Origin of the sequence: Microbacterium sp. (assembly GCF_044340635.1) — a bacterium.
Taxonomy (GTDB): Bacteria; Actinomycetota; Actinomycetes; order Actinomycetales; family Microbacteriaceae; genus Microbacterium.
In genome coordinates, this window is the sequence record NZ_JBIITF010000001.1 from 68,392 (window position 1) to 79,862 (window position 11,471).

Annotated in this window: 12 protein-coding genes and 1 pseudogene; 4 read left to right on the forward strand and 9 right to left on the reverse strand. The window is 65.5% G+C overall.

Annotated features, from left to right (window positions below):
* Positions 1–159 precede the first annotated feature (159 nt).
* Positions 160–975: an IclR family transcriptional regulator gene (locus tag ACIQ0W_RS00315; protein WP_396640933.1), complete on the forward strand. Its 816-nt coding sequence runs from the start codon at positions 160–162 to the stop codon at positions 973–975.
* A gap of 283 nt (positions 976–1,258) precedes the next feature.
* On the opposite strand, the gene ACIQ0W_RS00320 is transcribed toward ACIQ0W_RS00315, so the two are convergent.
* A complete protein-coding gene (locus tag ACIQ0W_RS00320; protein WP_396640934.1) occupies positions 1,259–1,768 on the reverse strand; it encodes a hypothetical protein in 510 nt (169 codons plus the stop codon).
* A 279-nt stretch (positions 1,769–2,047) separates the two neighbouring features.
* Here ACIQ0W_RS00320 and ACIQ0W_RS00325 point away from each other — a divergent pair, with 279 nt between their 5' ends.
* The 3 genes and pseudogenes from ACIQ0W_RS00325 to ACIQ0W_RS00335 all read left to right on the forward strand — a co-directional run.
* A complete protein-coding gene (locus ACIQ0W_RS00325) occupies positions 2,048–2,419 on the forward strand; it encodes a hypothetical protein (protein ID WP_396640935.1) in 372 nt (123 codons plus the stop codon).
* Positions 2,420–2,581: 162 nt separating this feature from the next.
* The gene (locus tag ACIQ0W_RS00330) at positions 2,582–2,872 is read left to right on the forward strand and encodes a hypothetical protein (protein WP_396640936.1); all 291 of its coding nucleotides are present in this window, start codon (positions 2,582–2,584) and stop codon (positions 2,870–2,872) included.
* Positions 2,873–3,750: 878 nt separating this feature from the next.
* A pseudogene (locus ACIQ0W_RS00335) lies at positions 3,751–3,972 on the forward strand (aldehyde dehydrogenase family protein); the annotation flags it as partial.
* On the opposite strand, the gene ACIQ0W_RS00340 reads toward ACIQ0W_RS00335, so the two are convergent.
* The 8 genes from ACIQ0W_RS00340 to ACIQ0W_RS00375 form a co-directional block, all read right to left on the reverse strand.
* Positions 3,960–4,115: a hypothetical protein gene (locus tag ACIQ0W_RS00340; protein WP_396640937.1), complete on the reverse strand. Its 156-nt coding sequence runs from the start codon at positions 4,113–4,115 to the stop codon at positions 3,960–3,962. The pseudogene ACIQ0W_RS00335 and the gene ACIQ0W_RS00340 sit on opposite strands and share 13 nt — an antisense overlap.
* Before the next feature lie 198 nt (positions 4,116–4,313).
* Positions 4,314–5,051, reverse strand: coding sequence for a GAF and ANTAR domain-containing protein (locus ACIQ0W_RS00345; RefSeq protein ID WP_396640938.1), 738 nt, complete (start codon positions 5,049–5,051; stop codon positions 4,314–4,316).
* Positions 5,052–5,082: 31 nt separating this feature from the next.
* Complete coding sequence (locus tag ACIQ0W_RS00350) at positions 5,083–5,781, reverse strand: GAF and ANTAR domain-containing protein (RefSeq protein WP_396640939.1); 699 nt, start codon at positions 5,779–5,781, stop codon at positions 5,083–5,085.
* A gap of 574 nt (positions 5,782–6,355) precedes the next feature.
* Positions 6,356–7,240: an SMP-30/gluconolactonase/LRE family protein gene (locus ACIQ0W_RS00355; RefSeq protein ID WP_396640940.1), complete on the reverse strand. Its 885-nt coding sequence runs from the start codon at positions 7,238–7,240 to the stop codon at positions 6,356–6,358.
* The gene (locus ACIQ0W_RS00360) at positions 7,240–8,013 is read right to left on the reverse strand and encodes an SDR family NAD(P)-dependent oxidoreductase (protein ID WP_396640941.1); all 774 of its coding nucleotides are present in this window, start codon (positions 8,011–8,013) and stop codon (positions 7,240–7,242) included. Before ACIQ0W_RS00360 ends, ACIQ0W_RS00355 begins: the two co-directional genes overlap by 1 nt.
* A gap of 104 nt (positions 8,014–8,117) precedes the next feature.
* Positions 8,118–9,290: a mandelate racemase/muconate lactonizing enzyme family protein gene (locus ACIQ0W_RS00365; protein WP_396640942.1), complete on the reverse strand. Its 1,173-nt coding sequence runs from the start codon at positions 9,288–9,290 to the stop codon at positions 8,118–8,120.
* On the reverse strand, positions 9,287–10,384 hold the full coding sequence (locus ACIQ0W_RS00370) for an alcohol dehydrogenase catalytic domain-containing protein (RefSeq protein ID WP_396640943.1): 1,098 nt from the start codon (positions 10,382–10,384) through the stop codon (positions 9,287–9,289). The genes ACIQ0W_RS00365 and ACIQ0W_RS00370 overlap by 4 nt, the downstream gene beginning before the upstream one ends.
* Positions 10,385–10,440: 56 nt before the next feature.
* Positions 10,441–11,469, reverse strand: a complete 1,029-nt coding sequence (locus ACIQ0W_RS00375; protein ID WP_396640944.1) for a sugar ABC transporter substrate-binding protein — start codon at positions 11,467–11,469, stop codon at positions 10,441–10,443.
* Positions 11,470–11,471: the final 2 nt, after the last annotated feature.

Here is an 11,471-nt window from a genome sequence, read left to right on the forward strand (position 1 = left end):
GCTGTGTTGCAGCCCTTGCAACACCGTTGGTGCCTGTGCAACACTTTACGAGAAATGCTCTAGTGGTGTCAATTGGTTCGCCATTCGGGCGCGAGCGCGACAACAAGCTCTACCCCTGCGATGACGTGGAGGGGTTGTTCGGCAGGCGAAGGAGAAGCGATGAAACGGAACGGCAACGATGGCGGTCCGCAGGGAGTGGACCGGGCGCTCACCGCGCTCGCGCTGCTGACTGACGGTCCCCGTTCAATCAGCGAGATGGCGCGAGAGCTCGAGGTTCATCGATCCACCGCACTTCGCATCTTGAGGACGCTTGAGGACCGGGGTTTTGCTCGACGGCTCCCGGATCTGCGGTACAGCCCAGGGTCGATGCTCATCTCGCTGGGGCAGCAGGCACTGGACCAGATCGACCTGCGCACCGTCGCGTCCCCCCACCTCCACGAGCTACACGACAAGACGAAGGAAACCGTCCACCTCGCAGTCCGCGAGAAAACTGACGTCGTCTACATCGACAAGATCGACGGTCAGGCTGCCGTACGCATGTGGTCACGCGTCGGGAAGCGAGGTGAGCTGCACTGCCGCGGGATCGGCAAGGCGACGGCCGCCTTCCTTCCTGCACACGAACTCAGCGCACTGGCTGACGAGCTGACGTTCACGAGGTACACACCCACGACCATCACTACCCGCGAGGCGTTCTTGACGGACATGGAAAGCATCCGGGAACGTGGGTGGGCGATCGACGACGGCGAGGCGGAACCGCTCGTGCACTGCATCGCGGCACCAATCTTCGAAGGCGACGGCGAGATCGCGGCAATCTCACTGGCTTCCCCCGTAAAGCCGCTCAAAGAAATGCTCGAGTTCGTTCCCGACTTGCTCGCGACCGCGGCGGCAATCACCCGAGATCGAGGCGGCAGCCCTCGTCCAAGCTCTGGGGACGCTAGTCGCCACGCCGTTCCCCGCCCCCGCAGCAACGTATAAGTCGAGTTGCCCACTTCGACTCCTTAACCGGCTGAGTCTGCTGCCGCGGTCTCTGTGTACGCAGGCACGCTGGAAGCTTCGTCGTCCTCGCTGATCTACGGATTCGCAATCGCGCCGAATGGCATTGGACCTCACGGGGTCGACAACCTACACCCGGGGGCCGTATCCACCATGTCACTTGACATCGCCAGTGCCGGTCGCCGAGCTGCGACCGTCTTTGCACGATTGCAGCGATCGTCTCTAATCCACCTGATCTGGGGTTTCGCTGGTAATGACCGTTTTTTCAGACGCTTGGTGGCAGCTTCCCGTCCCTACCCAGGTGTCCGAGCACCACGACGCCAACAACCGCACCGGCCGCGATGGCGACTACCTTGGTCAAGGTTCGCTCGTTGGACTCACGCACGTCCTTTTCGCTGTTGCCAACCTGGTTGGCCATGCGCTCTCCGGCCCGTAGGAATTCCAGCCGTTCCTGAGGGCTCAGCCCTTCGCGGTCTAACTCCTTCTCGACCAAGTCGATCACCCGCTCGGCCGTGTCCTTCGTTCGACCTGCTCCCCTGTCGCTAGCGACGAAGAACTCGCTCATACCCTCGCGGAGAGCGCGGAAGCCCTCTCCGACCCGTGAGTAGAAATTTGGGTCGAGTCGAAGCTTCCGCAGTGCAGGCTCGGGATCGTTGATCAACTCCTCTGCGTCCTGCGCGGCCGGGTCGGCGCCTTCCTCGTCCAGCTGTTCCGGCTCGGTCGGCCCCGTGGTGGGCTCTTCGTCGGATTGCGGCTCGTCGGTCTCATTGGCCATGACGCCCCCAAAGTCTCGGTGTGCGCTCATGGTAACGGGCCGACCTCCTGGAGGGATGCGCCCTACCGCCCAGTTGCGATGGACTGAGCACGTGCCCTTTCAGATCGAGTGGACCCGTTCTGGGTTCGAACGCTGGGGCTTTGTGGCTGGAAACCATTTGGCGCTCTCGTCGCGGCAGATCTTCCCCCGCGCCACGGCGTCTACGTCGTAGTGCGGCAGCCCGGGCCTCATCCCCTCTTTCTCTCGGAGAACGTGGGAGGTCCCCACAAGGGCCGACCTTTGACCGTCGAGGTTGAAGTGCTGCAGAAGGCATGGAGGGACGACGCCGAGGTCGTCTACGTGGGCAAAGCCGGAAGTCGACTCGGTCTCCAGGAACGGCTGCGGGCTTACGCGAAACAGGGCCGCGGGCGATCTGCCGGCCACGCAGGTGGACGATTCGTCTGGCAACTTCCCGCGGGCGACAAACTTCTGGTCGGCTGGCGCGAGATCAATAACGTCGATGTGGGGGACGTCGAAGAGGCGATGCTCGCACTTCACATCGAGCAGTTCGACCGGCGCGACTTCGCGAACCTGAAGGATGGCTACAAGATGCCGGCGGACCGCGCCCGACTCCTCCTCGCTGATGCGTTGCTACGCCCAACTACACACTGACAAGCGAGAGCTCCACTGGCCCGTTGCACCCCCGCGGTAGGTTTACCTCGAGGCGACGCCGCCTTCGCGGCCCGACAGCGGGCCGCGACGCGTCTGAGGAGTATGCATGCCAGTCCGGCCGATGGGTGAGCTGCCTCTGACGAAATTCATTCGCTCCCCGACGTGCTGGACCATCTGGCCCTGCTCGTTCCGGGTGTCACGACCGCTCAAGAGGTGCATGCGGACCACGTACTGGAGCCTCTTTGGGACGACATAGTGCAGTACGCTCCACGGCCGTCCGGGTCGCGCGCCGTCAACGCGATCACTACTGAGGTCGTTCAGGACGACGAGCTCCTGACCGCAATTCGGGGCAGGCGACCCGAGGCACCCCTGCTGTTGTTGTGTGCGCTCGTCTTCGCCGACAGCCGTATCGACGCAGCCGTGCGAGAACTGCTGACGGGCGTGCATGGCTGATTCATCGAGGGCATGCTGAACACGGATGCGCTGACAATCGCGCTCGGGAGTCGCCCGACTTTGCCGGCAGAAAGAGCACGAATGTTCTGCGGAACATGGATCAGGCGGGGATCTTCAAACCGGAGGAGAGCCAGGTGGCAAGATCGAAGCACCCCCTGTTGCTCGATACGAACGCCTCGACGATGAGGTCGCCGATGCCCCTGGACGCACAGCTGAGCGCTTTCTACGAAAGCGGCCTCAGGATCCCCGACCTACAGAAGACAACTGGCTACTCCATTCAGCGTCCGTGGCCTGCTTGAACGTGCAGGCGCCGATCTCCGTCCCCGCGGTAGCGCCCATTCACGCGAGCCTCGCGGTGGTCTGGCCGAGACAAACATGACGATGCGCTGTGTTTGTGTTCAGCGGGAGCGCTCGTTCCTGCGCGTGCCACGGGCCCGCACACCCGGGGCAGCACGCGTTCCCGTGCCCTTGCCTGCAGCGACGGCCTCGGCGAGCGAACGTCCCTGATCGACATCCACCCACATCCGGGTGCGAACGTCCGACTACTCGACACCAGACTTCTCCATCGTCGCGGCCTTATCCTGGCGTCGCTCTGCGGAGTCGTAGACGGGCGCCTCGGAGCGATTGGCCTGCACCTCCGGTGCTGGCGCATCCGTCGCAGTGGGCTGCTGCTCAGCGGCCTCCAGATTGCGGTAAAGCTGCGCCTGGCTCCGGGCGTCGTTGGCGAGCTCACGCACTTCCTCGGGAGCACCCGTTCCGTCTCCCCCGTCGTTGGCTCGCCACTCGTAGTCGGGTGCCTTCTGCTCGAGCTCGTGAACGTGTTGCGGGTAGGACCAGGCGTTGACGAGTTAAACGATGTCGGCGCGCTCGTAGAACATCTCGTCGGCTACGTGTATACACGGGACACAGCGCGTGGCCAACGCATGATCGATCTCATCGACACCGGCATGATGGGCCTCAACGTCGGTGTCGTGTCGAACGCCGCGGGCCCGTTCGGTGGCGTGAAACAATCCGGCCTCGGCCGCGAGGGCGGGACTGAGGGCATTTACGAATACCTCGAAACAAAGTACACGCTCATGCCGAACCCCTACGAGAAGTAGTGCAACATCCCGCCGGGACTCTCGACCCATGCTGTCGACCAACTCGAGACACCCAGGCTTGCATGCTTGGCGACGACCTGGCCCGGAAAGCCCTCACACGGCTGGTGGGGGAACGAGTGGTGCTGCAGAATGACGGAAGACACAACACACCCGCGGCCTGCCTCACTGAGCGCCGCCGAGACTGCTTCGACGACCGGCGAGAGGGCGATCTACGTCGCCTACGTCGCTGTCATATTCATCATGCAGCGGGTGAGCATCGCGTTGGTTTTGTCGGTGGACGGATTATCGAGCAGCGAATCATTGTCGAGCCCGCGCGTGCGGCGGGCGACGGCAGAGTGCGGCTAATTGGTTGTGACCCGGGTGCTGGCGGGCAGAGTGAGTGAGCGTTCGGCGACCTGCTCGGCGACGGTACTGAGTTTGAGTTGATTGTGGCGGGCGTAGTCCCGGACGATGGTGAAAGCAGTGTGCATGTCGGCGCCGGTTTGCGCGGCGATCACGCCTTTGGCTTGCTCGATGATGACCCGGCTGTCCAGGGCGCGCTGTAGTTGGTCAGCGACGAGTGTGGAGTCGCGCAGTGAACGTTCTTGCAGAATGCCGATGGTGGCAACATCAGCCAGGGATTGAGCGACCGCGAGATCCGACTCGCTGAGCTCGCCTGTGGTGGCGCTGAAAAGTCCCATCGCGCCGATTGTGTGTCCACGTAACCGCATCGGGAATGCGTGCATCGAACGAAAGCCTTGCTTGGTCGCCGCGTCGCGGAATGCCGGCCATCGATCTTCCTGGGACATATCCGGGATCGTCACGCCTTTGCCAGTCTTGAACGCTTCCACGCACGGCCCCTCGCCCGCGTTAAGCTGAATGATCTCCACGAACTCGGCCTCTTCGTTGGTGGACGCGATCAGCTGTAACCATCCATCCGTGTCGGCGATCAGCAACCCACCTGCATCGGAATCGACGAGGATAGTGCACTCGTGCACGAGCGTGTCGAGCAGGTCGACCACGTCGTAGTCGTCGACCAACGTATCCGCGAGCTTCACAAAAGCCGCGCTGAGTCGGGCGTCCCGCGATAGTTCAGCCATCATCTTTGTCCTTCGTCCAGTTTCCCGCGCATCACGCTGTCTCGCCACCTGTCGGCTCGGTGAAGTCAAGGACCCGTGTCACCACGTCATGCGCCACGTCATCCACACTCCGACCGGCGGCGTACGCGTGCCCGCGAAGTCGGGAGAATGCGTCCCTGGCCGAGGTGTCGAGTTGCACCGAAACCATGCCGGTCGCCTGGTGGACATGGCGCCGCGTGCCTGCCACGAGCGCCGACTCGTCCCGTCCGTCGCCGTCCGCATCGGCAGCCGCGTACGCTGCCGCTTTCCCCGCGACAGCTCCGGCAAGAGCTACGGCGGGGGCGACATCGACGTCGGAAAGCTCGCCCGGTGCTAGGCGGTACAGGTCCACGACGCCCACGATCGCCGCGCCGATGCGCAGCGGGAAGGAGAACAACGCCCTCGCCTGGGTCTCCACAACGGCGTGTCCGAACGTCGGCCACCGTGAGTGATCGGCCGATCGCACATCAGGCACGAGCACGGGCTTCCGCATCTCGAGCGCCCGGTAGTGCGGCCCCTCCCCGAGGTCATATTGCAGCTGCTCGAGACGGGTCGCGAGGGCATCGCTGGAGGACACCGTGGAATGGTTCCCTGCGACGGTCACCACCGACACCGACGCTCCATCGACGGGTAGGCGCGCCAAGAAGCTGGCGTGCAACCCGTCGGACTGCGACGGGCCGGACGCACCGGCACCGCTCCCCGCTCCCGCCATCAGCCCCTCGCTTTCCAAACCAGCAGAAGGCGCACACGCCTGCTACCGGGACGCGGGGACTGGGCGTCGTAGTCGTGACTCTACAGGCCCAAGCCCCCCACCGACCCTGACATCGTCAGTTCCGGCTTGTAGGGTTGAAAGGAGAACCCTATGGGTATCGGAGATGACATCACAGCACTGAGGATCTGAAAGGAAAGGCCAAGGAAGCCGTCGGCAAGATGTTCGGCCCCCTTCGGTCCGTCTCGTTCGTGTTCGGATGTGGGCAGTGCGTGGGAACGGAGCCCAGGGGGCTGCGCCGCCCCGGACAGGCTAGGTCTCCGGGCCCGTGGAGAGAATTGGAGGACAGACCTCTTTCCAACCTCGGCAGCCAGATTACGTCGGGGGAGCGACACCGTCTAGGACGCGGAGCGGCTACTGGCGGGCTCGCACACGATCACCCACCGGTTATAGATCACGCGGAGCCTCCGCTAAAGCGACCAAGCCGACGCTCGGAATGTACGCCGGATCTATCCCGCTCCAACGACTGAACTTCTTGATGTTCGCCGTCCAGCTTCTGTACCAGCCTCGCGACATCTCAATCTGCGAAGTGCGGCTCGCGCACTCCCCGTGCGCTGCGAGTCACGGCAAAGATCCCGCCCGCAAGCGGCTCCCTGGCGAGCTGCTGATCCGTTCTTCCGAAGCGCGCGCTCGTGATGTACAGAGTCGACAGGTCGGCATCTCCGAATGCCACGCAGGTGGGGTTCGTCGCCGGTACCCGCACCACCGCGTCGACGGAACCGTCGGGCGTGTATCGCACGACGGTTCCGGCGCCCCACCGCGCGTTCCACAGGCACCCGTCGGCATCCACCGTGGAACCGTCGGGAAGACCCGGATGCTCCGTGCCGTCCGCGAACACCTTCGGGTCGTGCGGGATGCCTTCGTCGACGTCGTACTCGTAGACGAGGATCCGCGCCGAGGGCATGTCCGAGAAGTACATCAAAGCGCCATCCGGGCTGAAGGCGATGCTGTTCGCGCAGGCGACCCGATCGATGATCCTGTGCGGGGTCCCATCCGGGTCAAGCCGGTAGACCGCGGACAGCGCCAGCTGGTTCTGCGCTTCATCCATGCCACCGCAGATGAAGCGGCCCTGACGGTCGACCTTGCCGTCGTTGAGGCGGGTGGTCGGTAGATCAGGCTCGATCTCGATGAGGTCGCTGTCGAGGCGGCCATTAGCGTCGAGGAGGATGAAGCCGGCGGCGAACGCCGCCACGAACCCCCCGGAGGCCCGCAGGCCGATCGCGCCGATCCGGGCCGGAAGGTCGGCGGTCGACCTGGACATGTCGGCGCTTCGCCTTTCCAGCTTTCCGCGATGGATGTCGACCCAGGCGAGCTCGTCGGTCTCCGAGTTCCAGACGATGCTCTCGCCGAGATCGTTCGCGCTGGCGATTGCCAGTTCCGCGACGGTCTCCTCCGCGCTCATCAGTGCATGACCAGTCCGGCCGTCACGTTGATCGCCTGGCCGGTCATCGCGCTGCTCTGTTCGCCGGCGAGGAAGCCCACGACGGATGCGACCTCTTCGGGAGTCACGAAGCGTCCGAGGGGCGCCTCGGCCTCCCACTTCGCGCGCATCTCGACCACTGTGGTGCCCTCGACATCCGCGTGGTGCTGCATCACGTCTTCGATCCGGTTGCCCTCTATAGGCCCGGGGCAGACGGCGTTGACCCTGATGCCGCGGGGTGCGAGCTCCAGCGCCATCGTCTGCGTCAGCCCGATCAGCGCCCACTTGCTGGCCACGTAGTCTCCCCGATAGGGCAGACCGCGCTTGCCGACGTTGCTGGCGATGTTGACGATCGTCGCCCCCTGGGCCGCGAGGTGGGGGATCGTCTCCCTCGTCACGAGCATCGTGCCGGTGAGGTTGATGCGCAGCGTCTCCTCCCACTCCTCGAGGGGCATCCCCTCGAGGAGGTGGTAGTGGCCGTTCATACCCGCGTTGTTGACCAGGACGTCGATGCGGCCGCCAAGAAGCTCCGCTGCTGCCGCGACCGCTTCACGGACGCTCGCCTCGGAGGACACGTCGCAGTGGAGCTGGTCGGCTGCGCTGCCGTCTTCTCGGATGAGCCGGATCGTCTCGTCGGCGCTTCGGATGTCGGCGATCACGACCCGTGCGCCATCCTTCGCGAGCGTGCGCGCGATTGATCTCCCGACACCCTCGGCGGCTCCTGTCACGAGGACGTGTCGCTGTTCGTTCGTCATGGGTTTTCCCTTCGGAGTTGTCATGCGGGGTGGGCGTACGAGGACCCGGGAGTCACAAAGTCACGTGAGCGATCGGATGCCTCTCGCCCGGCCCCTCCTCGACCTCATGCGCGCGTCAGGACGTCGTACCTGCCCAGGACATCACGATCCACCTCGACGCCGAGGCCGGGGGCGCCCGACACGGCGACCCGCCCCCCGTCGATGGTGAACGGCTCCGTGAGCAGGTCGCGGCGCAGCGGGTTATCGGTCGTGTCGAACTCGAGGACGGGCTCGTTCTGCAGCGGCACGGGCCGGGCCGTGTAGGGGTTCGGCGGAGTGGCCGCGAGCACCTGCAGCGCGGCGGCGAGCGCGATGCCCGATCCCCAGATGTGCGGGATCACGGTGACACCGGCGACCTGGGCGATGGTGTGGATTTTCTGCCACTCGGAGATCCCGCCGGCGACCGCGAGGTCGGGCTGAGCCACGTCGACGCATCCGCCGCCGATCAGCTCGGCGAAGCCGTACCGGGTGAATTCCGCCTCACCACCGGCGATGGGCACGGGCGACGTTTCGCGGAGGGCGCGGTAGGCCGCCTTGTCCTCCGGGACTACGGGTTCTTCGAACCACCGGAACGCGAGGTGACCCAGCTCGGCTGCGACAGTGCGTGCGCTTGCCAAGTTATAGGCGTGGTTGCTGTCGACCATGAGGGCGACATCGTCGCCGACAGCTTCTCTGACGATCTCCATGCGGTGGATGTCGTCCCGAATCGGCAGCAGGCCGACCTTCGCCTTCAGGGCACCGAATCCCGCGTCGAGCTTCGCCGCGGCTTCGGCCCGGATCCAACCGGCGTCGACCGTTGCGGGGTCGTCGGCCGGATAGTAGAAGCCCGTGCCGTATGCCGCCACCGAGTCCCGGAACGCGCCACCCAGGAGCTTGGCCACCGGCACGCCGTACGACTTGCCCGTGAGATCCCACATTGCGATGTCCAGGGCGCTGAGGGCCTCGATGTAGGGTCCCCGCGTGCCAAAGTCCCGGTATGCCGCGTACAGGTTCTCCCAGTGCAGCCCCGGGGTGCGCGGGTCCGCGCCGATCAGCTTCGGTGCCAGGACATCGCGGATGCAGGCCAGGACCGGCTCGGCAGGTCCGTACTGCCCTCCCTCGCCCCATCCGCTCGTCCCGTCGTCAGTGACGATCTCGACGATCAGGCTCTTGCGACCCGTGAACAGTCCCTGCGACGAGTAGAACGCCGACTCGGTGGGAGCCTTCAGCAGATAGGTGTTGATCTCGGCGATCCTCACGAAGCGCCACCGGCGTTCTCGGGAGTGGGGGCCGTGGAGGCCGTGGAGCCGCCCATCGTGATGACGACCTTGCCGCTGGCGGAGGCGTCCGCGACGGCGAATGCCTCGGCGGCGGCGGCGATGTCGTAGACGTCGGTGACGAGGGAGGCGAGATCGACCTCGCGCTCCGCGACGTAGTCGAGCACCCCGCCGAGCTCGCTCAGCCCGAACACCCAGGAGCCGACGACCGTCAGCTGCTTGTGGATGATCTGCTCGCTCACGTCGATTCGGACGTCCCCGCCCTCGCCAACGAAGGCGACACGGCCGAGGATCGTCATTGCGTCCAGAAGTTGATGACGCGCGTGCGGATTCCCAGATGCATCGAGGCCGACGGACGCACCGCGACCGTTCCACTCGAGGACCGCGGCGGCCGCCTCGGTCTCGCGCGGATCGATCAGCAGATCGGCTCCCGCACGCCCGGCGAGCTCGCGTCGTTCGGCCGAGACATCGACCGCGGCGACGCGCGCCCCGAAGTCGTGCGCGAACGCCACCGCGGCGAGACCCACGGGCCCGAGTCCGAAGATGATGATGGTGTCGGCGCTCGTGAGGCCGAGCTTGCGTAGGGCGTTGTAGGCCGTCCCGGCGCCGCACGCGCAGTAGGCCGCGACGGGCATCGAGATCCCGTCCGGCACTTTGACGACGTCCTTGGCCTTGGCCACCATCTGCCCGGCGAAAGCCCCGTCGATGTCGAACCCATAGGTCTTCTTGGTGGCGCAGTGCATCGGCAGGTCGCGGATGCACCAGTCGCAGTGTCCGCAACCCGAGATGTGGTGCACGATCACACGGTCTCCCGGCTCGAGGGTGTCGACACCGTCCCCGACGGCGGTCACCGTTCCGGCGGGCTCGTGTCCCGGCACCGCGTCGGGGTTGATGGTGACGCCGAGTCGGGGCTTGCCCCGCTCGCTCGACGGCACCCGGTACAGGTAGTGCAGGTCGCTCCCGCAGACGCCGGCGGCATCGATGCGGATCGCGACTTCGTCGCGGCCCGCCGACCTGTCCGGCCCGTCGAGCACCGCAACCTGACGGTCGCCGGCAAAGAACAGTCGCTTGGACATGTCGTCTCCTCAGAAGGGTGGGGGCGCGGTCGATGACCGCACCCCCACGATTGGTCCTACTTGTCGAGGCCGAAACGCTCGAGTACGGCCGCCAGTGTCATTGCGTTCGCCGCATCGACGTCGTCGAGGTAGTCGGCGACGTTCGCGCTGTCCACGAGCTTTGTGTCGAGGATGACCTCGCCGTCGTGATCCGCGTCGGTGGCGATGAGGTAGGCCAGCGCGATCGCGACAGCACCCATCTCGTAGGGAACCTGGTCGATCGTGAACGCCATCTCACCCGCGGCGATAGCGGCGAAGGCGTCGGGGGTGCCATCGAATCCGCCGAGCAGCACCTCTCCCGCCAGTCCCTGAGCCTTCAGCGCCTCAAGCGCACCGAGGGCCATCGTGTCGGATGCTCCCCACAGAGCCGCGAGGTCCGGATTGGCCTGGAGGATGTTCTCCGAGACTGTCTGACCCTCCTCGCGGGAGAGATTCGCGATCTGCGAGGCCACGATCTCCGCGGCCGGGTTGGCCGAGAGACCCTCGTCGAACCCGTCCTGCCTCTGCTGGATGATGTCGCGGCCAGGCGTGCCCTCGAGCACTGCCACCTCGCCGCCGTCGGTCAGCGCCTCGGCGACCCAGGCGCCGGCGAGTTCGCCGCCCTGCTTGTTGTCGGCGACGACGGATGCGTCCACCTCGGTGCTGACGTTGATGCCGTCGGTGACGACGGGGATGTCCTGCGCGCGCGCCTCGTCGATGGCGCCGTTGATGGCGTCGGTGCTCGTCGGATCGATCTGGATGACGTCGGGCCGCTGCGCGATGAGGTTCTCGATCGAAGCGATCTGGGATGCGGGCTCATACGGGGTGTTCGCGGGGTTGGTCACGAGACGCAGCTCGACCCCGAGGGAATCTGCCATGTCCTGCGAGCCCTGCGCGAATGCTGCGTACCAAGGGTTGTCCAGCGTGGGCAGGCTCTGCCCGATAACGATCGCGTCATCGCCGGCGTCGCCGGAGTCTCCGGACGTGCCGGAGCAGCCGGCGAGCATGACAGCGCTCGTTGTGACGGCCGCCACCAACAGGGCGGCTCGGCGCATGTGATTTCCCATCG

What these genes read in the sequence shown, in the direction of transcription:
- ACIQ0W_RS00315 (WP_396640933.1), top strand. Translation starts at nt 160, where the DNA reads ATGAAACGGAACGGCAACGATGGCGGTCCGCAGGGAGTGGACCGGGCG.
- ACIQ0W_RS00320 (WP_396640934.1), bottom strand. Translation starts at nt 1,768, where the DNA reads ATGGCCAATGAGACCGACGAGCCGCAATCCGACGAAGAGCCCACCACG.
- ACIQ0W_RS00345 (WP_396640938.1), bottom strand. Translation starts at nt 5,051, where the DNA reads ATGGCTGAACTATCGCGGGACGCCCGACTCAGCGCGGCTTTTGTGAAG.
- ACIQ0W_RS00350 (WP_396640939.1), bottom strand. Translation starts at nt 5,781, where the DNA reads ATGGCGGGAGCGGGGAGCGGTGCCGGTGCGTCCGGCCCGTCGCAGTCC.
- ACIQ0W_RS00355 (WP_396640940.1), bottom strand. Translation starts at nt 7,240, where the DNA reads ATGAGCGCGGAGGAGACCGTCGCGGAACTGGCAATCGCCAGCGCGAAC.
- ACIQ0W_RS00360 (WP_396640941.1), bottom strand. Translation starts at nt 8,013, where the DNA reads ATGACGAACGAACAGCGACACGTCCTCGTGACAGGAGCCGCCGAGGGT.
- ACIQ0W_RS00370 (WP_396640943.1), bottom strand. Translation starts at nt 10,384, where the DNA reads ATGTCCAAGCGACTGTTCTTTGCCGGCGACCGTCAGGTTGCGGTGCTC.
- ACIQ0W_RS00375 (WP_396640944.1), bottom strand. Translation starts at nt 11,469, where the DNA reads ATGGGAAATCACATGCGCCGAGCCGCCCTGTTGGTGGCGGCCGTCACA.